Genomic DNA, 19,880 nt, shown 5'->3' with positions numbered 1-19,880 from the left:
GCGTCATGGAGCTGCCCGATCCCGTCCAATATGCTGTGCCCGGCTTCATTGTGCTGGTGCTGGCCGAGATGGTGGTCGCCCGGATGCGCGACCGCACCCGTTACGAACCGCGCGATACGTTGACCTCGCTCTTGCTGGGGCTGGGCAGCACCGTCGCGGGGGCGCTGTCGGTCGGCCTGGTTTATGCGATGGCGCTGTGGGTGTGGCAGTTCCGGCTGTTCGACATCGGCTACCAATGGTATTGGTTCGTGCTCGCCTTCGTCCTCGACGATCTGGCCTATTATGTCTTCCATCGCTCGGCACACCGCGTCCGCTGGTTCTGGGCGAGCCATGTCATCCACCATTCGAGCCAGCATTATAACCTATCGACCGCGCTGCGGCAGACCTGGACGGGCTTTGTCTCGATCGGGTTCATTTTCCGCCTGCCGCTGTTTTTGATCGGCTTTCCGCCGGCGATGGTGTTCTTCGTTGCAGGGCTGAACCTGATCTACCAATTCTGGATCCACACCGAGGTGATCGACCGGATGCCGCGCTGGTTCGAGGCGGTGATGAACACGCCGTCGCACCACCGTGCGCATCACGCGACCAACCCGCGCTATCTCGACACCAATTATGCCGGGGTGTTCATCGTGTGGGACAAGATGTTTGGCACGTTCGAGCCCGAGCGCGCCGATGACCGGCCCCAATACGGCATCGTCAAGAATCTCGGCAGCTTCAACCTGTTATGGGCGGCGTTCCACGAATGGATCGGCATCGCGCAGGATGTGTGGCGCGCGCCCGGGCTTCGTGCCAAGCTCGGCTATCTGGTGATGCCGCCGGGGTGGAGCCATGATGGCAGCCGCGACACGTCGGAGACGATCAAGGCGCAGTGGCGCGCGCGCTTGGACGGCATGGCAGACGGAAAAAACACAGACGGGGTACGCTAAAGTACCAGGGTGGGGAGAGGTCGAATGGAAGAAACCGATATCGTCGTCGTCGGGGGCGGATCTGGCGGAGCGGCGGCGGCCGGGCGGCTGAGCGAAGGCGGGAAATTCTCGGTCGCCTTGCTGGAGGCGGGCGGGCGCAACACCGGTTTGCGCACGCGCATTCCGGCTTTCCTCGCTTTCCAGACCGACAAGACCAACTGGAATTACGAGACGGTGCCGCAAGCCGGGTTGAACGGCCGACGCGGGCATCAGCCGCGCGGCAAGGGGCTGGGCGGATCGAGCGCGATCAATGCGATGATCTATATTCGCGGCAATCGCTGGGACTATGACAATTGGGCGGCGATGGGGTGTCCGGGCTGGTCGTATGACGAGGTGCTGCCCTGGTTCAAACGCAGCGAACACAATGTGCGGCGTGGCGATGCCTATCATGGCGGCGACGGGCCGTTGTGGGTGAGCGACCAGAAATTCGCCAATCCCGGCAGCCTTGATTTCATTGAGGCAGGCGCGAGCCTGCAAATCCCGCGCAACATGGATTTCAATGGCGAACGGCAGGACGGGATCGGCCTGTATCAGGTGACGCAGAAGAATGGCGAGCGCTGGACCTCGGCGCGCGCCTATCTGGGGGATCGCCCGGCCAATCCCGATCTGCATATCCTGACCGGCGTTACCGCCGAACGTGTGCTGTTCGACGAAGGGCGCGTGTGGGGTGTCGCCTATCTGCAGGATGGCCAATCGAAGGTGATTCGCGCGCGGCGCGGCGTCATCCTGGCGGGCGGCGTGTTCGGCACAGCGCAATTGCTGATGCTGTCGGGGATCGGACCCGGCGTGCATTTACGCGAAAAGGGTATCGCGGTGCGGGTGGACCGGCCTGCGGTCGGGTCCAATTTGCAGGACCATATCGATTATGTCGCAGCGTTCGAGACACCGGGGACCGAGTTTGTCGGTTCATCGCTGAAGGGCACGCTGGCGATGGGCAGCGCGTTCTTCCAATGGTTGCGCAAGCGCCAGGGCATGATGACCACGCCTTTTGCCGAAGCCGGCGCCTTTCTGACCGTATCGCCCGATGCCCCCGCCCCCGACGTGCAACTGCATTTCGTGATCGCAGCACTCGAGGATCATGGCCGCACCAAGGTGCCGGGACATGGCTTTTCCTGCCACGTCTGCGTGCTCCGGCCCGAAAGTCACGGCACGGTGCGCTTGGCCTCGGTCGATGCGCGCGCAGCACCGTTGATCGACCCCGCCTTTTTCAGCGATGCGCGCGATATGGAGGTGATGAAGCGCGGCGTGCGCGCGATGTACCGCATTCTCGAGACCGCGCCGCTGAGCAACCACAAGGGGCGCGATCGCTACCCGATCGATCTGAGCGACGATGACGCGCTGGAGCGCCTGATCCGCGCGCGCGCCGACACGGTGTATCACCCGGTCGGGACGGCGCGCATGGGATCGGACGACGCGGCGGTGTGCGATCCGCGGTTGCGCGTGCGCGGCGTGGAAGGGCTGTACGTGGCCGATGCCTCGGTCATGCCCAAGCTCATTTCGGGCAACACCAACGCCCCATCGATCATGATCGGGGAGCGCTGTGCCGATTTTGTGACAGCGGATCTGGGATGATCGTCTAAGCGCTCCGGATGGAACGCAAAGAAACGAACTGGAACCGGATTGGGCTGGCGGCAGCAGTGGTGCTGGTGCCGGGGGGCTTTCTGCTCGGTGCCGCCCTGATGGCGCGGCGCTATCGGCAGAAGAGCGTGGGCGACTCGGCGGCCGCAGCGGAGGCCCACGAAGCGGACCCCGTCATCGAGCAGACGATTAGCGGGTAGCCGGTGCTTTCGCCTCGGTCGGGGTGGTGGCCCGCGCGCCTTCGGTCGGGTGCAGCGTTACAAGAGCGACCGCGCCCAACGCGAAGCCACCCGCAAACTGCCACAAGAAACCCGACTTAAGAACGCTGCGCATTGTAAACCCTTTCGCGCCCGGCCCAATGCCGATCGCTGCGACGCAGCAAATCGACATTGTCCGATCGTTTCGCAAGAGGCTTTTCAGCAACCAATCGTTGCTAAAAGCTGAACCAATGGCTCAACGTACGTTTGCGCAGGCCGTCTGGATGCGTTCGCAGGCTTCGCGCAGCAGCGCGTCGGAGGTGGCATAGGAAATGCGCATCGCCGGTGACAGGCCGAATGCCGCACCCTGGACGGCGGCGACCTTGGCATCGTCGAGCAGATAGGCGACGAAGGCTTCGTCGCTGTCGATCAGTTTGCCCGAGGGCGTCGACTTGCCGATCAGCGCGGAGAATTCGGGATAGACGTAGAACGCGCCTTCGGGCCGCGGGCAGGTGATGCCGTTGGCCTGGTTGAGCATCGACACGACCAGATCGCGCCGTCCCTGGAACACGGCGGCGCGCTCCTTGAGGAAACTCTGGTCGCCATTGAGTGCGGCGACAGCAGCCGCTTGGGCGATCGAGCAGGGGTTGCTGGTCGATTGCGACTGCAGCTTGGACATCGCCTTGATCAGCCACGACGCGCCCCCGGCATAACCGATCCGCCAGCCGGTCATGGCATAGGCCTTGGAGCAGCCGTTGACGGTCAGCGTGCGCTCGTACAGCGACGGGCATACTTGCGCGATCGTCGTGAATTCGAAGCCGTCATAGAGGATATGCTCGTACATATCGTCGGCGAAGATCCACACATGCGGATGGCGCTCGAGCACTTCGCCCAGCGCCTTCAGCTCGGCGGCGCTATAGGCGGCCCCGGTCGGGTTGGACGGCGAATTGAGGATCACCCATTTTGTGCGCGGGGTGATCGCGGCCTCAAGCTGCTCGGGACGCAATTTATAGCCCTGCTCCGGCCCGGCCGCGACGAACACCGGCGTTCCGCCCGCGAACAGCACGACATCGGGATAGCTCACCCAATAGGGCGCGGGCACGATCACTTCGTCCCCGACATCGACCGTGGCGACGATCGCGTTGAACAAAGTGTGCTTGCCGCCGACATTCACGCTGATTTGGTCGGGCGTATAGCTCAGGCCATTGTCGCGCGCGAACTTTGCGACGATCGCGGCCTTCAACTCGGGCGTGCCGTCGACATTGGTATATTTGGTCTGGCCGTCGCGAATCGCCTTGATCGCGGCTTCCTTCACGAAATCGGGCGTGTCGAAATCGGGCTCGCCTGCGCCGAGACCAATCACGTCAACGCCTGCGCGCTTCAATTCCTGCACGCGCGTGGTGATCGCCAGCGTCGGCGAGGGCTTGATGCGGGCGAGCGCGGCGGATGGATGCATAAGAAAGAGCCTTGGGAAAAAGCCGTGGCGGCGGGGAACTCGCGCGAGCGCTTATCCCGGCAGCGGCGTTGCCGCAACCGTGCGTCGCGCACGAATCAGTCCGCGCAGGGCGTTACCGACGAAAAATTCATGCGCCAGATCGGCCTCGGTGAGTACACCCTCGATCGCCCGGCCTTGCGCCAGCAGGTCGGCGCGCAACACCCCTGGTAACAGTCCGTCCTCCAGTGGCGGCGTAACGAGGACATCCCCGCGCGGCACGAACAGCGAGGTGAAACTCCCCTCGGTCAGCCGCCCGTCGGGGCGCACGAACACCACTTCGTCGCTGCCCGCAGCCACACGCACGCGGTCGTAAAAGGCGCGGTCGCTGGTTTTGTGGCGTAGGCGAAAATCGTCGGGGGTGACCGGCAGGGGAACCACCGCCACCGACAAGGGCTGATCCGAAGCCGCAGGCATTTCGGCGATTTCGATCGCGACCGCGCCGCTTGGTGCCAGCACCAGGCGGACCTTGCGCCGCGTCCGCAGGCGGAAGGTTGCCGCCTGCAGCTCATTGCGCGTGCCGTGCCGGTCGAACGCGAAGCCGAACGCCTGCGCACTCGCCGCAAGCCGCCGGAGGTGGCGATCCAGCCGCAAGACGCCGTGCTCGGGATCGAACGCCATCGTCTCGATCAGGTCGAACGCGCGCGCATCTCGAGTCAGGAAGTCGGTCTTGGCACGTGCTTCGTCCCATTCCTCGGCCGCGACCGAATCGGCGACGATGCCACCGCCCGCGCCAAAGCTGGCGTACTCCGCGCCATACGGCAGCGTCAGCGTGCGAATCGCGACGTTGAACATGGCATCGCCATCGGCATCCAACCGGCCGATCGCTCCGGTATAGAGTCCGCGTGCGCCCCCTTCGATCGCGGCGATTGCCTCCATTGCCGCGATTTTCGGAGCGCCGGTGATCGATCCGCACGGAAACAGCGCCGCCAGCACGTCGATCGCGTCGGTGTCGGGCGCGATCGACGCGGTGACGGTCGAGACCAATTGATGCACCGTCGGGTAGGTTTCCACCTCGAACAAATGCGGCACCGCGACCGATCCGGCGCGGGCAACGCGCGCCAGATCGTTGCGCATCAAGTCCACGATCATCAAATTTTCGGCGCGCTGCTTGGGGTCTTCGACCAGCGCTGCGGCAATCGCGCGGTCGGCATCGGCGCTATCGCCGCGCCGCGCCGTGCCCTTCATCGGCCGACACAGCAGCGTGTCGCCTTCCAGCGAAAAGAACAATTCGGGCGAAAGCGAGAGGATCCGTTCGGCCCCGGTGTCGATCAGCGCACCAAACCCGGCGCGCGCTGCATTGCGCAGGCGCGCGTACAGCGAAAGCGGATCGCCGAGGACACGGGCGTGTGCGCGATAGGTGAGATTGGCCTGGTACAGGTCCCCGGCGACGATGCGCGCCTGCACGGCGGCGAAATGCGCATCATAGGTCGCGCGGTCGATCGCCGGTTCGGGCGCACCGATCCACGCCCCCGCCGGATCGGGCAGCATGGCCGGCACCGCGTCGGGGGCGATCTCGGTATAACGTTCGAACAAGCCGAACCACAGCAAAGGAGTCCCGGTCTCGTCCGGCTCCGCTCCCGCGACCGACTCGAACGCCGTACCGGCTTCGTAGGACAGGAATCCGGCGGCCTGCAGCCCGCCAGCCCGCGCGGCGCGCAGCGCCTCCAGCGCCGGGCGGACTTCGGACACCGATCGCGCCGTGACGATTCGCACCGGATCGCAATAGAGCCGCGCCGCTGCACCGCCATCGCGCGCGTCGTCCAGCAGGACGAAGGGGCTCCGCAGGACAAGCGGGTTGGGCGATGGCGTGTGCATAATGTCGTGTAACAAATGCCCCGGCGACGCCCCTGTCGGCAACCCTTGGTTTTCGCGCGCTTGGTTTTCCGCCGCACTCACCGTATTTCAGGGCGCATGACCGCTCAGCCCCCCCAGCCGCCGCTTCGCGCCACGATCATCCCGGTGACGCCGCTGCAACAGAATTGCACGCTGTTATGGTGCACCGCGACGATGCGCGGGGCGTTCGTCGATCCGGGCGGCGACTTGCCCAAGCTGCTCGCCGCCGCCGCGCAGCACAAGGTGACGGTCGAGAAGATCATCCTTACCCACGGCCATATCGACCATTGCGGCGAGGCCAAGCCGCTCGCCGAACAGCTCGGCGTCGCGATCGAGGGGCCGCATGAGGAGGATCGTTTCCTCACCTCGACGCTGTCCGAAAGTGGTGCGCAATACGGCATAACCGGCGTCAATTTCGAGCCCGACCGCTGGCTGGTCGAGGGCGACACCGTCACCGTCGGCAATCTCGTGCTCGATGTTTATGAGACGCCTGGCCACACGCCCGGCCACGTCGTCTTCCACCACGCGCCCTCCAAACTGGCGCTGGTCGGTGACGTGCTGTTCGCAGGGTCGGTAGGCCGCACCGATTTCCCGCGCGGCAACCATCCGCAATTGCTCGAGTCGATCGTCACCAAGCTGTGGCCGCTCGGCGACGACACGACGTTCATTCCGGGGCACGGCCCGGCGAGCAGTTTCGCGCATGAGCGCCGCACCAACATGTTCGTCAGCGACGCAGCGCTCGCCGCCTGAGGGTCAGCCCGCGCGCACCGCGCTCGGGGCGGTCACGCTGGTTGCCGCGTGCGGCAGATAGGGCAGCACCACCGCATAGCCGCCCAGGCCGAGCAGCAGCGCGAACGTAATGATCGTGCCGACCATCCGTCCGCCGGACAAACCTTCCATCCCGAGCGCATGGCCGACTCGGCCGAGCAGGAACACCGCGCTCGCCACCCACAGCCACAGCGACGTGCCCGTGGTGAATTCGATCAGGGCGATCAGGATCAGGATAAAGGGCGTATATTCGACGAAATTCGCGTGCGCGCGCATCCGGCGAATCAGCAATGCGTTGCCGCCGTCGCCAATATCGATCTTGGCCTTGGTACGGACCGATCCGGTGCGCATGGCGAGCCACAAATTCAAGATTGCAGCAGCACCCGCCGTCATCAATGTGATTGGCAACGCGATCGAACTCATCGTTCTTCTCCCCCAGGCACGCCCGGAAACCGGGTGATGCGGCCTTGGCATCCATTCCTCAAGCTTGCAACGCCGCGCAGAATCGCTATAGGCCGCCATCTTCGCGATTTGTCTGGCATCGGTGCCGCTTGCGCGGCCAACCTCAGGCGTTGGTTGCGGAGAGCCCGGACCGGGCGTATCGCACCTGTCAGACAAGCATAAGGTTTCGCCGAAATGGCCGTCCCCAAAAGAAAAACCACGCCGTCCAAGCGCGGCATGCGTCGTTCGCACGATTCGCTGACCGTCGCGTCGTTCCAGGAATGCCCGAACTGTGGCGAACTGAAGCGTCCGCACAATCTGTGCCCGTCGTGCGGCCATTATAACGGTCGTGAGATCGTTTCGGTCGAAGGCTGACCTGACGCAACGCTCGGACAGTGAACAGGGAGCGGCCAGCGTGACGAACAGCTCCCGGATCGCGATCGATGCGATGGGTGGCGACGAAGGGCTGGCGGTGATGCTCGCCGGGGTGGCGCGTGCCCGCCGCCGGTTCGAGGACATGCGCTTCATTCTGGTCGGCGACGAGGCAGCGATTCGGGCTGGGCTGTTGAACCACCCCAACCTCACCGCGCATTCCGAAATCGTCCATGCGCCGGAGGTTGTCGGCTCGAGCGACAAGCCGAGCCAGGCGATTCGCCGCGCCAAGACCACATCGATGGGTATTGCCATCGACATGGTGAAGCAGGGCCGCGCTGCCGCTTGCGTGTCGGCGGGCAATACCGGTGCGCTGATGGCGATGTCGAAGCTGTCGCTGCGCATGATCCCGGGGATCGACCGCCCGGCACTGGCGGGGCTGATGCCGTCGCTGGGCGACAATGACACGGTCGTGCTCGATCTCGGTGCCAATACCGAGTGCGATTCGCGTAATCTCATTCAGTTTGCCGTGATGGGCGCGGCCTATGCGCGCACGACGCTGGATCTCGCGCGCCCGCGAGTCGCGCTGCTCAACATCGGCAGCGAGGACCAGAAGGGCACCGAGACGATTCGCGACGCCGCCACCGCCTTGCGCGCCGCCGCGCATCTTCCACTGGAATTTACCGGCTTCATCGAAGGCGACAAATTGTCGCGTGGCGATGTCGATGTGATCGTGTGCGACGGCTTTTCCGGCAATATCGCGCTGAAAACCGCCGAAGGCACCGCGCGGTTCGTCGCCGATCTGCTCAAGCGGGCTTTCCGGTCTTCGGTCCGCTCGAAGATCGGCTTCCTCATCTCGCGCCCCGCAACCGAATTGCTGCGCCATCATCTCGACCCGAATAACCACAATGGTGCCGTTTTTCTGGGGCTTAACGGGCTGGTCGTCAAAAGCCACGGCGGTGCCAACGAAGTGGGCGTGGCCACCGCAATCGCGGCGGCGGCGAAGATGGTGCGCGATGATCTGACGCGGCGAATCGCGGAAGATCTGGGTGATTTCGAGAAAAAGGCGGCATGATGCAAAGCGTGATTATCGGCACCGGATCGGCGCTGCCGACGCGGCGCGTGTCCAATGCCGAGCTGGCCGAAACCGTCGACACCTCGGACGAATGGATCGTCGAGCGCACCGGCATCCGCTTCCGTCACATCGCCGGCCCTGACGAGACCACCGCCACGCTGGCCGCAGACGCGTGCCGCGCGGCGCTGGGTTCCGCCGGTATTGCGGCGCAGGACATCGATTTGATCGTGCTGGCGACGGCCACGCCGGACCAGACCTTCCCGGCCAGCGCGACCAAGGTGCAGGCGATGCTCGGCATCGATGATTGCGTGGCCTTCGATGTCGCCGCCGTCTGTTCGGGCTTTCTCTATGCGCTGCAGGTTGCCGACAGCATGTTGCGCAGCGGGGCCGCCAGGCGTGCGCTGGTGATCGGTGCGGAGACCTTCAGCCGTATCCTCGACTGGGAAGACCGCGCGACCTGCGTGCTGTTCGGCGATGGCGCGGGCGCAGTGGTGCTGGAGGCGCAGGACACGGGCGCACGCGGCATTCTCGCGGTGCGGCTCCACGCCGATGGCCGCCATAACGAACTGCTTTATGTCGATGGTGGTCCCTCGACCACCGGCACTGTCGGCAAGGTGCGGATGAAGGGGCGCGAGGTGTTTCGCCACGCCGTCGTCAATCTCGCCTCGGTGATGACCGAGACGCTGGCCGTTGCGGGGCTTTCGGCGGGCGATGTCGACTGGCTGGTGCCGCATCAGGCCAATGCCCGCATCCTGGATGCAACGGCGCGCAAGCTCAACCTGTCGCCCGACAAAGTCGTCGTCACGGTTGACCAGCATGCCAACACTTCGGCCGCCTCGGTTCCACTCGCGCTCGATACCGCGGTCAAGGACGGGCGGATCAAGCATGGCGATCTGATTGTGCTGGAAGCGATGGGCGGCGGCTTCACCTGGGGTGCCGCGGTGATTCGCTTCTAATCCCTTCTTACGAGGAAGTAACTAGTACTTTCAGTCAAGCACTTCTGTGTGTTAGGTCGGTTCTCTACCATTCTTCGGGGAGGGAAACGGAATGGCATCTGTAGGAACGTTGACACGGGCCGATCTGGCGGAGGCGCTCCATAATAGTGTTGGCCTGTCGCGCGCGGATTCGTCCAAGCTGGTTGAGCAAATCCTTGGCCATATGTGTGGTGCGCTGGCCAAGGGCGACAACGTCAAGATTTCGGGCTTCGGCACCTTCGTCCTGCGCGACAAGGGCGAGCGCGTTGGTCGAAATCCAAAGACGGGCATCGAAGTCCCGATCGCGCCGCGCCGCGTGCTTACCTTCCGCGCCAGCCAGATGATGCGCGATCGCATCGTCGACGCCGACTGACGCTGACCATGGCGGTTCCGCCCGCGAAAGCCGACGCTCCTGCTGCAGCGGAGTCGGGCGGCAAGGCGGCGGGCGCGTATCGCACGATCGGGGAATTGTCGCGGGAGACGGGGCTGCCGCAGCATATCTTGCGCTATTGGGAGACCCGCTTCCCCCAGCTGCGACCGCTGCAGCGCGCCGGCAATCGCCGTTATTACCGTCCCGAGGACGTGGCGCTGGTCCGGCGTATTGCGGCGATGCTGGAGCAGGACGGCTATACGATTCGCGGCGTGCAAAAGGCACTGTTGCTCGAGGGCAAACCACCGTCGCCCCGCAACGCCGCGCTCGATAACAGAGCGCGGGACGCAATTCTGGCGGTGCGCACCGCTTTGGCAACGGCCCTCACCGACGACGCGTGAGCGGCGTGCCGAAGGGACGGGAAGCGGACCGCGCCCGCTTCCCGCGCGTGCTTCACCCGTCCAGGCTGCGCGACGCCTGTTCCGCCATATCCTTCGACAAGCCCGGCACCGCCACGATCCGTTCGAGCTGCGCGCGCATCAGCGCGGCGCGGCTGGGGTCGAAGCGCTTCCAGCGGCCGAGCGGGGGAATCAGCTTGGCGGCGGTTTGCGGGTTGATCCGGTCCAGCGCGATCAGTTGATCGGCCAGGAAGCGATAGCCCGATCCATCGGCTGCGTTGAAGGCGCGCTGGTTGACGCTAAACGCACCGATCAGCGCCCGCGCCCGATTGGGGTTGGCGAGCGTGAAATCGCGATGCTGTGACAGTTCCAGCACGATCGCGCCGGTGTCGTCGCGCGGGGCCATCGCCTGCACCGAGAACCATTTGTCGAGCACCAGCGCATTGTCGCTGTAGCGATTGTAGAAGATGTCGAGCGCAGGCGTGCGCTGGGTGGAATCGCCCGCGACCAAAGTGGTCAACGCGCTTTGCCGGTCGGTCATATTGTCGGCGGCTTCGAATTGCGCGAACGCCAGTGCGCCCGCATCACCCGCCCCCGACGCCGCAATATAGCCGAGCGCCACCGATTTCAGCCGCCTCAGGCCCTTGGCCTCCGGCGAATAGACATAGCCGTCGGTAGTGGCGCGGGCCGCATGATAGGCAGTGCGCCACGCATCCTCCAGCGTGCGCCCGATATCGCGGCGCAGGGCTTCCCGGGCGCGGAAGATCGCTTCGGGATCGACCACCGTCATCTGGTCGCCGATGAAGCTTTCCGAGGGCAGCAGCACGGCTTCCGCGACGAAAGCGCGGTCGAGCTGCGGGTTGGCGAGCGTGCCGCCGATCGCGGCGATCACGGCGGTGTGATCGACGCGGGCACCACCGGCACTTTCCACCAGCGTATCGAGCATGAGTTGCTGCAACGCTTCGTAGCGCGCGAACGGATCGTCATCATGCGCGGCGAGGAAGGCCAGGTCGGCGGCGCTGCGATCGGTCTCGAGGATCGCCGGGGCGGAGAAACCGCGGTTGATCGACAGGATCGGGCGTTCGCGCACGTCTTCGAAAACGATGCGGTGTTCCGCCTCGGTCAGCAGCACGGTTTGCTCGGGTGCATAGGGCTGTCCGCTGTCGGCACCGAACAATTTTATTCGGAGTGGCAGCACGACCGGTTGCTTGATGGTCTGGCCCGGCGTCGGGGGCGTGTTCTGTGCCAGCACCAGTTCCGCGCGCCCTGAGCCCTCATGATGCAGCAAGGAAGCGGTGATGCGCGGCGTTCCGGCCTGCGAATACCAGCGACGGAACTGCGTCAGGTCGGTGCCGCTCGCGTCTTCGAGCGATGCGACGAAATCCTCGCAGGTGGCCGCGGTGCCGTCGAAGCGGTCGAAATACAGGTCGGTGCCGGCGCGGAACGCCTGCGCGCCCAGGATCGTCGCCAGCATGCGGATGATCTCGGCACCCTTGTTGTAGATGGTGGCGGTGTAGAAGTTGGAGATTTCCTGATAGGAATCGGGGCGGATCGGGTGGGCGAGCGGTCCGGCATCCTCGGGGAATTGCGACGCACGCAGGCCGCGCACATCCTCGATCCGTTTGACTGCGGCCGAGCCCTGATCGGCCGAGAAGCACTGGTCGCGATAGACGGTGAAGCCTTCCTTCAGCGACAGCTGGAACCAGTCGCGGCACGTGACGCGGTTGCCCGACCAATTATGGAAATATTCGTGCGCGACGACGGCGGCGATGCCGTCATAATCATAATCGGTCGCGGTGTCGGGGTCGGCGAGGATGTAGCGGCTGTTGAAGATGTTCAGCCCCTTATTCTCCATCGCGCCGAAGTTGAAATCGTCGACCGCGACGATGTTGAACACGTCGAGATCATATTCGCGGCCATAGACGCGCTCGTCCCACGCCATCGCGGCTTTGAGCGCGGCGAGCGCATGGTCGGTGCGCGGCACGTCGGCGGCGCGCACCCAGATGCCGAGCGCGACTTCGCGGCCCGACATGGTGACGAAGCTGCCGCGATTGACCGCGAGATCGCCTGCCACCAGCGCGAACAGGTAGCACGGCTTGGGGAAGGGGTCGCGCCACTCGGCCCAATGCTTGCCCTCGGGCAAATCGCCCGAGGCGATCGGGTCGCCATTGGCGAGCAGCACCGGATAGCGCGCCTTGTCCGCAGTCATCCGCACCTGGTAGCGGCTGAGCACGTCGGGCCGATCGGGGAAATAGGTGATGCGGCGGAAGCCCTCGGCCTCGCACTGCGTGCAGAGGTTGCCGCCCGAGGCATAGAGGCCCATCAGCTGCGTGTTGCGCTCGGGCGCGATCTCGACCTCGGTTTCGACGACATGCGCCGAGCCCGCCAGCGGCAGCACCAGCGTTTCGCCCTCGATCGTCCAGTCATTGACCGCGACCCCGTCGACGCTGACCGACAATAGCGTCTGCCCCGCCCCGTCGAGCCGCAGCGGGCGATCATGCGTGTCGCTGCGCTGCACGTGCAGCATGGCCTTCACGCGCGTGCTGGCCGGGTCGAGGTCGAAGTCGAGCGCGATCTCGGGCACTTGCCAGTCGGGCGGCGTGTAATCCTCACGGCGCGTAACATGCGGCGTGGCCGTCGGCAGGGCGGAGCTGGTCTGGATATCGAGCATTCCCTGCGATGTAGGGCCCGCAACCGTGCCGTGCCACCGAAATCGCCCGTTTTGCGTGCGGTAATCCCTATGGTAGCGGGCCAGGATAGCAAAAGGGATGACGATGAAGATCTGGATGGCGGGCATGATTGCGCTCGCGAGCGCAAGCGCGGGGCTCGCGCAGGACGCGCCCTTGCCCGACGATCAGGCCGCGATGAAGGCGCATGTCCTGTTTCTTGCCTCCGATGCGCTGCGCGGGCGCGAGGCGGGCAGCCCCGAATATAGGATCGCCGCGGAATATGTCGCCGCGCAATTCTTTGCCGCCGGGCTGAAGCCTGCCGGGGATGCGGGCAGCTATATCCAGAAGGTGCCGCTGGTCACCTATCGCGCTGCCGACAAGGGCGATGTCGTGCTGACCGGCGCGGGCGCGGGCCCGCGCACGCTGGTCTTTGGCGAGGATTATGTGCCGGGCGCGGTGGCGAGTGCCGCGCAGACCGCGCTCGATGCGCCGGTGGTGTTCGTCGGCTACGGGCTGGTCGCGCCCACTTATCGCCGCGACGATTATGCCGGGGTGGATGTGCGCGGCAAGATCGTCGCGCTGTTCGCGGGCGCGCCGAACAGCTTCCAGAGCGAGGAACGCGCGCATTTCCAAAGCGTGGCGACCAAGGCGGTGATCGCGGCGCAGCATGGCGCGGTCGGCGTGGTGGTGCTGACGCGGGGTCCGTTGCCGGGGAACGGGGCGGGCTTCGACCGGCCGCGCACGACCTGGGCGCGCGCCAATGGCACGGGCGAGACCGTCGGCGCGCCGGTGCTGGCGACGCTGAGCGCGACCGGGGCGGCCAAGCTGTTCGCGGGCGGGGCGACGCCGTGGAGCGAGATCGCCAAAAGCGCGGCCGACCGCGAGGCCGTCTTCCGCGCGGAGCCGCTCTGCGTCAGCATGACGGTGTCGCTGAAGACGGCGTTCGAGGCGATGGGCAGCGGCAATGTCGCCGGGATGTTGCCGGGCAGCGACCCCAAGCTCGCCAAGGAGGTCGTGGTGTTGTCGGCGCATCTCGATCATCTCGGCGTCGGGCGGCCCGATGCCAAGGGCGACACGATCTATAACGGCGCGGAGGACAATGCGGTCGGCATCGCCTCGCTGATCGAGGAAGCCAAGCGTTTCAAGGCTTCGGGCAAGCGCCCGCGCCGCTCGATCCTGTTCCTGGCAGTGACGGCGGAGGAGAAGGGGCTGGTCGGCTCCGACTATTTCGCCAAGCACCCGACCGTGCCGATCTCCAGCATCGTCGCCGACGTCAATCTCGATATGCCGATCCTGTCTTACGCCTTTGAAGACATGACGGTGTTCGGGGCCGATCGCTCAACCTTGGGGCCGCTCGTCGCGCAGGCGGTCGGCACCTTGGGGGTGACGATGTCGCCCGATCCCGATCCGGCGCAGGGCATTTTCGTGCGCTCCGATCATTATCGCTTCGTCCAGCAAGGCGTGCCCTCGGTGTTCCTGTGGCCAGGGCAGAAGGGGCCGGGCAAGGCGGCGACGGCGGAGTTCTTCGCGCACCGCTATCACCAGCCGGCCGACGACCTGTCGCAGCCGATCGACTGGGCGCAGGGCATCCGTTTTGTCGATGCCAATTATGCGATCGCGCGCGCGATTGCCGATGGCGATGCGCGGCCGCGCTGGAACAAGGGCGATTTCTTCGGGTTGCTGTACAATGGCTATGGGGCGAAGTGATGTGCGGCTGCTGATCTTCGGGCTTGGCTATACCGCGCAAGTGCTGGCGGCGCGGGTGCGCGGCGCAGGCGGGGTGGTGGTCGGCACCACGCGCGACGGGCGCGACGGTACGATCCGCTTCGATGATGGCGCGGCGGTTGCGCTGGAACTGGGCGCGGCGACGCATATCCTGTCCTCGGTGCCGCCTGCGGGCGAGATCGATCCGGTGCTGGTCACCTATGGCACGGCCCTGCGCGCGAGCGGGGCGTGGCTCGGCTACCTGTCCTCGACCGGGGTTTACGGCGATGCTGGCGGGGCGTGGGTCGATGAGAGTGCCGCGATCGGCAGCGGTCGCCGCAATGCGCGGGCCGAAGCCGATGCCGCGTGGCAGGAGATCGGCGCTCGGGTGTTTCGCTTGCCGGGCATTTACGGTCCGGGGCGGTCGCCGCTGGATCGTGTCGCCAGCGGTATGGCGCACCGCGTCGATGTCGCCGACCAGGTGTTCAGCCGTTGCCATGTCGACGACATAGCGCGCGGGGTGATCGCGGGGTTCGATGCGCCACGGGGGGCATACAATCTCGCCGACGATCTCCCCGCCAGCCAGAATGCGGTGGTGGCGTTCGCGGCGCGGCTGTTGGGGCTCGCCGCGCCTGCCTTCGTGCCGCTGGAGACGCTGTCGCCAATGGCGCGCGGTTTCTATGCCGAGAATCGGCGGGTGGCGAACGGCAAGGCGAAGCGCGTGCTCGGCTGGTCGCCGCGTTACCCCGATTACCGCGCGGGTCTGCGCGCCCTGAGCGCGATGATCAGGCCGCCGATCACCAAGGCCGCGCCTGCCCCTGCGAGCAGCGACCAGCGATAGCCCTCGAACAGCGTCGACAGACACATGGCGATGACCGGGACGAGCACCCCCGAATAGGCCGCCTTGGCCGGGCCGATCACGCGGATCACGCCGAAATAGAGCGGGAAGGCGATCGCCGAGGCGAACACGCCGAGATACAGCGTGGCGGCGAGATAGGGCAAGGTCGGCTCGATCACCGGTGGCCCGGTGGTCACCCAGGCAAAGGTGGCATCGAAGGCGGCACCGATCAGCATCGCCACCGCCAGGGTCGAATTCATCGGATAGGCGCGCGCGGTGCGCGTGCCTTGCATGACATTGGCGGTCGAGGCGGAGAAGATCGCCAGCGTGGTGAAGCCGATCCCGGTCAGCACTTCGCCGGGGCCATGCGGATCGATCCTTATCTCGCGCAGGAACAGCAAGGTGACCCCGATCATCGCCACGCCGACCCCGACGAGCAATTGCCGCCCGAGCCGCTGGCCGAGGAAAATCCGCCCGAACAAGGCGTTGGGCAGCAGCATCAGCGCGAACACCACCGCCACCAGCCCGGAGGCGATATGCGCCTCGGCGCGATAGACGAAGTTGAAGTTGAGGCAGAACTGCATCAGCCCCAGCAAGGCGGCAAAGCCCCAGCCGCGCCCATCGAGCCGGATGCGCTCTCCCCGCAGCGTGGCATAGCCGAGCATCACGATGCCCGCGACGAGGAAGCGATAGGTGACCGACCAGCTTGGCGGGACCACGCCCAATTGCCCGCGAATGACCAGCCAAGTCGATCCCCAGATCAGCGTGACGATGCCGAACGGAATCAGTATCGCGAGGCGGCTGGAATTGGGGGGCGGCGCGTCGCTCAAAGCGCAGCGATCGCGTCGGCGAGCGGGCGGATGTCTTCAGGCCGCTGGTTCCACGAGATGACCAGTCGCGCTTCGCCCGGACCCCAATCATAGAAATCGAAACCGAGCGCGCGCAGTTTCTCGGCCTCGGCGGCGGTAACGCGCAGGAACACTTCATTCGCCTCGACCGGATTGACCAGCCGGTCGCCCGCCGCCTGCGCCAGCAAGGCCGCCCCGGCATTGGCACCCCGCGCCAGATCGAGCCACAGATTGCCGTCGAGCATCGCCAGCAATTGCGCGGCGAGATAGCGTCCCTTGGACAGCAGCAGCCCGGCGCGCTTGCGGCGATAGAGCGTCGCGGCGGCAAGCTCTGGCTTGAAGAAGATCAGCGCCTCGGCGCTCATCCCGCCATTCTTGACGAAGCCGAAGCTCAACGCATCGACCCCGGCACGCCACGTCACGTCGGCGGGCGCGCAGCCGAGATGCGCGACGGCATTGGCGAAGCGCGCGCCATCCATATGCAGGCCGAGCCCGCGTTCGCGCGCGAGATGGCCGATCGCGGCGACGTCATTGGGGGTATAGACCAGCCCATATTCGGTGGCGTTGGTGATCGAGATCGCGTGCGGCTGCACCTGATGAACGTCGGTGCGCGTCGCATCGAGCACGGCGGCGATCGTCTCGGGTGTCAGCTTGGCGCCATCGCCCTCGGCCAGCAGCAATTTGGCGCCGTGCGTGTAGAATTCGGGCGCGCCGGCTTCGTCATTCTGGATATGCGCGTCGCGGTGGCACACGATCGCGCCGTGGGGCGGGCACAGAGCGGCGAGCGCGAGGCAATTGGCCGCCGTGCCCGAGGGCACCCACAAGGCGCGCACCGGGGTTTCGAACAGCTCCGAAAAACGCGCGTCGAGCTGTTTGCTCCAGCCATCGCCGTCATATGCGGTGTCGAGCACATTGGCGTCGGCCATGGCGGCGAGGACGGTGGCGTGGACGGGGGCGGCGTTGTCGGAGAAGAAGCGCATGGCACAGCAATGCGGGCGTGCTTGCCCGGCGTCAACCGGCGCTATTGGTCGTCGTTCGGATCACTCTGGTCGCGGCGCGGGGCGCGATCGTCGGGGGCATCGCGGCGGCGGTCGCGCTGGTCGGGGCGGCTGGGCGCGAAGTCGATTTCGCCATTGCGCAACCGTATCCGTCCGACGCCCGGAATCTCGCCCTCGACCGGGGGGATCGCGCTGGGATCGAGGAAGTTTTCGAGCGCGTCGCCCAGCGAATTGCCCGCATCGGGATCGACCTCCTCGACCGGCTCGGGCGCGGCGGCGGGGCCGACGCCAAGCGCGGTCTGCATGAAATCGCGCCACACCCGCGCGGGAATGCCGCCGCCTGACAGACCGGCATTAGGGGTGTTGTCGTCATTGCCGACCCAAACGCCGACGACCAGGCCATTGGCGAAGCCGACGAACAAGGCATCGCGGCTGTCCTGCGTGGTGCCGGTCTTGCCATAGGTTTTGACCGAGAGAGCCGCGGCACGCCCGGTGCCGGTTTCGGCGGAGGCGGAGAGCAAATCGAGCATCTCGTCATGGATCGTGCCGTCGAGCGCGCGCGTGCGATCGGTCAGCGCCGCCATGATGCCGTGCTCCGCCGGAGCGGCCTCCAGCCCGTGCGCGTGGACCGGATAGCGTTCGGCCAGGATCGCGGCATAGGCCGAGGTCAGTTCGAGCAGCGACATGCTCGACGTGCCGAGCGCGATCGTCGCTTCATTGGGAATGGGCGAGGTGACGCCGAGATCGCGCGCCGCCTGGATGACATTGGCGACGCCGACTTGCTGGGTGATCCGTGCCGCTGCCACGTTGGACGAGCGCGCGAACGCCTGGCGCAGCGTAATCGGCCCGAGATAGCGGCCATCGGCGTTCTTGGGCGACCAATTGGCGATGGTGACGGGCTTGTCGTCGATCACCGAATCGGGCGTCATGCCGTGGCGCATCGCTGCCAGATAGACGAACAGCTTGAAGGCAGAGCCCGGCTGGCGCTGGGCTTGCGTCGCGCGGTTGAACGGGCTGTCGGCATAGGATTTGCCGCCAACCATCGCGACGACGCGGCCATCGGGGCGCATCGCGACCAGGGCGACTTGCGCCTGACGCAAGCCCGCACGCCGCACTGCATGTTCGGCGGCGCGTTGCAGGCGGCGGTCGAGCGTGGTCTGTACCGTCGTCTCGGTAGCGATCTCGCCCGCGCGGTCGCGCGCCTCGGGCAGCACCCAATCGGCGAAATAGGTGCCGTTGGGCAGCACCTGGGTATGATCGGCAATCGGTCGCGCTGGACGGACTTCGGCCGCGTCGGCTTTATCGAGGAAACCCGCATCGACCATCGCCGCGACGACCAAGGCGGCCCGGTCACGCGCGCCCTTCAGGTTGATGGTGGGGGCGAGCTTGGACGGGGCCTTGACCAGCCCGGCCAGCATCGCCGCCTGGCCGATCGACAGATTTTCCGGCGTCCGCCCGAAATAATGCCGCGCGGCGGCGCGCAGGCCATAAACGTTATCGCCGAAATAGACGTTCGACAGATAGCGCGACAGGATCTGGTCCTTGGTCAGCCACGCCTCCAGCCAGAAGGCGATCATCACTTCGCGGATTTTGCGCGCGGCGGTGCGATCCGAATCGAGAAAGGCGTTCTTGGCGAGCTGCTGCGTGATCGTGCTGCCGCCCTGATCGCGGCCCTTGGAGGTGATGTTGTGGAAGAAGGCGCGGGTGATGCCGCGCGGATCGATTCCCCAATGCGTGCGGAAACGGCGGTCCTCGATCGCCAGGAACGCGTTGGTGACGTTTTTCGGCAGCTTGGCGGCATCGACCGGCGCGCCCAGAATCGCGCCGCGCCGCGCGATCGGCGTGCCGTCATCGGCGAGCAGGGTGATGCTGGGCGGGGTCGGCGGCTGCAACGATTTCGACAAGGGCGCGGTGACCGCGAGCCAGCCGACCGCGAACACGAACAATACGATCAGCGCGGCGATGCCGCGCATGACCCAGCGCAGCCGGTTGGGCCGCTGCACCACCGGCAGGGTGGTCGTATAGCCGTCGTCCTCATCGGCGTAAGGCTCACCCTCGGCCTGGTAGCTCGGCCCCCCATGACGTTCGGGCGGCGGCATACCGCCGGTCAGCTCGAGCGCATCGTCCGCGCGCTGCGGCCGATCGGCCGGATCGAAGGGATAGGAACGCATGGACTAGATCCCGCTACACCGAAAGCGTGTGTTACTCATATAAAACAGATCGTGCAAGCAAGGGTCACGCATCGATGCCGGGTGTAGCAGCGCGGGGGGCAAGGCGCGAGGGGGAGCCGATCGGGCCCCAGTTGGCGATTGAGCCCGGCGCGCGCGCCCGCTATCGAACGCGGACCGTGGCCGTGT

Annotated in this window: 19 protein-coding genes; 11 read left to right on the top strand and 8 right to left on the bottom strand. The window is 65.9% G+C overall.

Features of this window, described 5'->3' with window-relative positions:
- Nucleotides 1-5: 5 nt before the first annotated feature.
- From ACP7BL_RS10280 to ACP7BL_RS10270, 3 genes are read left to right on the top strand one after another with little or no spacing between them, the layout of a single operon-like run.
- On the top strand, nt 6-926 hold the full coding sequence (locus ACP7BL_RS10280) for a sterol desaturase family protein (RefSeq protein ID WP_426258280.1): 921 nt from the start codon (nt 6-8) through the stop codon (nt 924-926).
- Between the two features lie 24 nt (nt 927-950).
- Nucleotides 951-2,537 carry a GMC family oxidoreductase gene (locus tag ACP7BL_RS10275; RefSeq protein ID WP_426258279.1) on the top strand — a complete coding sequence of 529 codons (1,587 nt, stop codon included), beginning with the start codon at nt 951-953 and terminating at the stop codon, nt 2,535-2,537.
- 17 nt (nt 2,538-2,554) lie between these two features.
- The gene (locus ACP7BL_RS10270) at nt 2,555-2,743 is read left to right on the top strand and encodes a hypothetical protein (RefSeq protein ID WP_426258278.1); all 189 of its coding nucleotides are present in this window, start codon (nt 2,555-2,557) and stop codon (nt 2,741-2,743) included.
- Here ACP7BL_RS10270 and ACP7BL_RS10265 read toward each other — a convergent pair.
- From ACP7BL_RS10265 to pabB, 3 genes are all read right to left on the bottom strand, one after another.
- Entirely contained in the window at nt 2,733-2,876 is a 144-nt protein-coding gene (locus ACP7BL_RS10265) for a hypothetical protein (protein WP_171010460.1), read from the bottom strand. The genes ACP7BL_RS10270 and ACP7BL_RS10265 overlap by 11 nt on opposite strands.
- 120 nt (nt 2,877-2,996) lie before the next feature.
- On the bottom strand, nt 2,997-4,196 hold the full coding sequence (locus ACP7BL_RS10260) for a pyridoxal phosphate-dependent aminotransferase (protein WP_426258277.1): 1,200 nt from the start codon (nt 4,194-4,196) through the stop codon (nt 2,997-2,999).
- A gap of 51 nt (nt 4,197-4,247) precedes the next feature.
- Nucleotides 4,248-6,050 (bottom strand): aminodeoxychorismate synthase component I, encoded by a 1,803-nt coding sequence (gene pabB, locus ACP7BL_RS10255; RefSeq protein ID WP_426258276.1) that lies wholly within the window; start codon nt 6,048-6,050, stop codon nt 4,248-4,250.
- Between the two features lie 96 nt (nt 6,051-6,146).
- Here pabB and ACP7BL_RS10250 point away from each other — a divergent pair, with 96 nt between their 5' ends.
- The gene (locus tag ACP7BL_RS10250; protein ID WP_426258275.1) at nt 6,147-6,818 is read left to right on the top strand and encodes an MBL fold metallo-hydrolase; all 672 of its coding nucleotides are present in this window, start codon (nt 6,147-6,149) and stop codon (nt 6,816-6,818) included.
- 3 nt (nt 6,819-6,821) lie between these two features.
- On the opposite strand, the gene ACP7BL_RS10245 is transcribed toward ACP7BL_RS10250, so the two are convergent.
- Nucleotides 6,822-7,259: an MAPEG family protein gene (locus ACP7BL_RS10245; RefSeq protein WP_426258274.1), complete on the bottom strand. Its 438-nt coding sequence runs from the start codon at nt 7,257-7,259 to the stop codon at nt 6,822-6,824.
- 213 nt (nt 7,260-7,472) lie between these two features.
- On the opposite strand from ACP7BL_RS10245, the gene rpmF reads away from it, so the two are divergent.
- The 5 genes from rpmF to ACP7BL_RS10220 all read left to right on the top strand — a co-directional run bounded on the left by rpmF (nt 7,473) and on the right by ACP7BL_RS10220 (nt 10,469).
- A complete protein-coding gene (gene rpmF, locus ACP7BL_RS10240) occupies nt 7,473-7,652 on the top strand; it encodes a 50S ribosomal protein L32 (protein ID WP_010406047.1) in 180 nt (59 codons plus the stop codon).
- A 40-nt stretch (nt 7,653-7,692) separates the two neighbouring features.
- Complete coding sequence (plsX, locus tag ACP7BL_RS10235; RefSeq protein WP_033965872.1) at nt 7,693-8,724, top strand: phosphate acyltransferase PlsX; 1,032 nt, start codon at nt 7,693-7,695, stop codon at nt 8,722-8,724.
- Nucleotides 8,721-9,680: a beta-ketoacyl-ACP synthase III gene (locus ACP7BL_RS10230; RefSeq protein ID WP_033965871.1), complete on the top strand. Its 960-nt coding sequence runs from the start codon at nt 8,721-8,723 to the stop codon at nt 9,678-9,680. The genes plsX and ACP7BL_RS10230 overlap by 4 nt, the downstream gene beginning before the upstream one ends.
- A 91-nt stretch (nt 9,681-9,771) precedes the next feature.
- On the top strand, nt 9,772-10,071 hold the full coding sequence (locus ACP7BL_RS10225) for an integration host factor subunit alpha (protein ID WP_029622769.1): 300 nt from the start codon (nt 9,772-9,774) through the stop codon (nt 10,069-10,071).
- Between the two features lie 8 nt (nt 10,072-10,079).
- On the top strand, nt 10,080-10,469 hold the full coding sequence (locus tag ACP7BL_RS10220) for a MerR family transcriptional regulator (protein ID WP_033965869.1): 390 nt from the start codon (nt 10,080-10,082) through the stop codon (nt 10,467-10,469).
- A gap of 52 nt (nt 10,470-10,521) precedes the next feature.
- Here ACP7BL_RS10220 and pepN read toward each other — a convergent pair whose 3' ends face one another.
- The gene (pepN, locus tag ACP7BL_RS10215) at nt 10,522-13,137 is read right to left on the bottom strand and encodes an aminopeptidase N (RefSeq protein WP_426258273.1); all 2,616 of its coding nucleotides are present in this window, start codon (nt 13,135-13,137) and stop codon (nt 10,522-10,524) included.
- A 97-nt stretch (nt 13,138-13,234) separates the two neighbouring features.
- On the opposite strand from pepN, the gene ACP7BL_RS10210 reads away from it, so the two are divergent.
- Complete coding sequence (locus ACP7BL_RS10210; protein ID WP_426258272.1) at nt 13,235-14,842, top strand: M28 family metallopeptidase; 1,608 nt, start codon at nt 13,235-13,237, stop codon at nt 14,840-14,842.
- A gap of 1 nt (nt 14,843) precedes the next feature.
- A complete protein-coding gene (locus ACP7BL_RS10205) occupies nt 14,844-15,680 on the top strand; it encodes an NAD(P)-dependent oxidoreductase (protein ID WP_426258271.1) in 837 nt (278 codons plus the stop codon).
- Here the strand turns inward: ACP7BL_RS10205 and ACP7BL_RS10200 are convergent.
- Genes ACP7BL_RS10200 through ACP7BL_RS10190 form a run of 3 tightly spaced genes read right to left on the bottom strand, consistent with a single transcriptional unit; the run spans nt 15,590 to nt 19,694 of the window.
- Nucleotides 15,590-16,507 (bottom strand): DMT family transporter, encoded by a 918-nt coding sequence (locus ACP7BL_RS10200; RefSeq protein WP_426258270.1) that lies wholly within the window; start codon nt 16,505-16,507, stop codon nt 15,590-15,592. The genes ACP7BL_RS10205 and ACP7BL_RS10200 overlap by 91 nt on opposite strands.
- Complete coding sequence (locus ACP7BL_RS10195; RefSeq protein ID WP_426258269.1) at nt 16,504-17,505, bottom strand: threonine aldolase family protein; 1,002 nt, start codon at nt 17,503-17,505, stop codon at nt 16,504-16,506. Before ACP7BL_RS10195 ends, ACP7BL_RS10200 begins: the two co-directional genes overlap by 4 nt.
- Before the next feature lie 41 nt (nt 17,506-17,546).
- Nucleotides 17,547-19,694, bottom strand: coding sequence for a transglycosylase domain-containing protein (locus ACP7BL_RS10190; RefSeq protein WP_426258268.1), 2,148 nt, complete (start codon nt 19,692-19,694; stop codon nt 17,547-17,549).
- Nucleotides 19,695-19,880 lie beyond the last annotated feature (186 nt).

It is taken from the genome of Sphingomonas sp. DC1600-2, from assembly GCF_049897605.1.
In the GTDB taxonomy this organism is placed as follows: Bacteria; Pseudomonadota; Alphaproteobacteria; order Sphingomonadales; family Sphingomonadaceae; genus Sphingomonas.
This window is presented reverse-complemented; position numbering and strand designations above follow the sequence as displayed.

Excerpts from the sequence above, each read along its gene's own strand:
- ACP7BL_RS10280 (WP_426258280.1), top strand. The coding sequence starts at position 6 with ATGGAGCTGCCCGATCCCGTCCAATATGCTGTGCCCGGCTTCATTGTG.
- ACP7BL_RS10275 (WP_426258279.1), top strand. The coding sequence starts at position 951 with ATGGAAGAAACCGATATCGTCGTCGTCGGGGGCGGATCTGGCGGAGCG.
- ACP7BL_RS10270 (WP_426258278.1), top strand. The coding sequence starts at position 2,555 with ATGGAACGCAAAGAAACGAACTGGAACCGGATTGGGCTGGCGGCAGCA.
- ACP7BL_RS10265 (WP_171010460.1), bottom strand. The coding sequence starts at position 2,876 with ATGCGCAGCGTTCTTAAGTCGGGTTTCTTGTGGCAGTTTGCGGGTGGC.
- ACP7BL_RS10260 (WP_426258277.1), bottom strand. The coding sequence starts at position 4,196 with ATGCATCCATCCGCCGCGCTCGCCCGCATCAAGCCCTCGCCGACGCTG.
- pabB (WP_426258276.1), bottom strand. The coding sequence starts at position 6,050 with ATGCACACGCCATCGCCCAACCCGCTTGTCCTGCGGAGCCCCTTCGTC.
- ACP7BL_RS10250 (WP_426258275.1), top strand. The coding sequence starts at position 6,147 with ATGACCGCTCAGCCCCCCCAGCCGCCGCTTCGCGCCACGATCATCCCG.
- ACP7BL_RS10245 (WP_426258274.1), bottom strand. The coding sequence starts at position 7,259 with ATGAGTTCGATCGCGTTGCCAATCACATTGATGACGGCGGGTGCTGCT.
- rpmF (WP_010406047.1), top strand. The coding sequence starts at position 7,473 with ATGGCCGTCCCCAAAAGAAAAACCACGCCGTCCAAGCGCGGCATGCGT.
- ACP7BL_RS10230 (WP_033965871.1), top strand. The coding sequence starts at position 8,721 with ATGATGCAAAGCGTGATTATCGGCACCGGATCGGCGCTGCCGACGCGG.
- ACP7BL_RS10225 (WP_029622769.1), top strand. The coding sequence starts at position 9,772 with ATGGCATCTGTAGGAACGTTGACACGGGCCGATCTGGCGGAGGCGCTC.
- ACP7BL_RS10220 (WP_033965869.1), top strand. The coding sequence starts at position 10,080 with ATGGCGGTTCCGCCCGCGAAAGCCGACGCTCCTGCTGCAGCGGAGTCG.
- pepN (WP_426258273.1), bottom strand. The coding sequence starts at position 13,137 with ATGCTCGATATCCAGACCAGCTCCGCCCTGCCGACGGCCACGCCGCAT.
- ACP7BL_RS10210 (WP_426258272.1), top strand. The coding sequence starts at position 13,235 with ATGACGATGAAGATCTGGATGGCGGGCATGATTGCGCTCGCGAGCGCA.
- ACP7BL_RS10195 (WP_426258269.1), bottom strand. The coding sequence starts at position 17,505 with ATGCGCTTCTTCTCCGACAACGCCGCCCCCGTCCACGCCACCGTCCTC.
- ACP7BL_RS10190 (WP_426258268.1), bottom strand. The coding sequence starts at position 19,694 with ATGCGTTCCTATCCCTTCGATCCGGCCGATCGGCCGCAGCGCGCGGAC.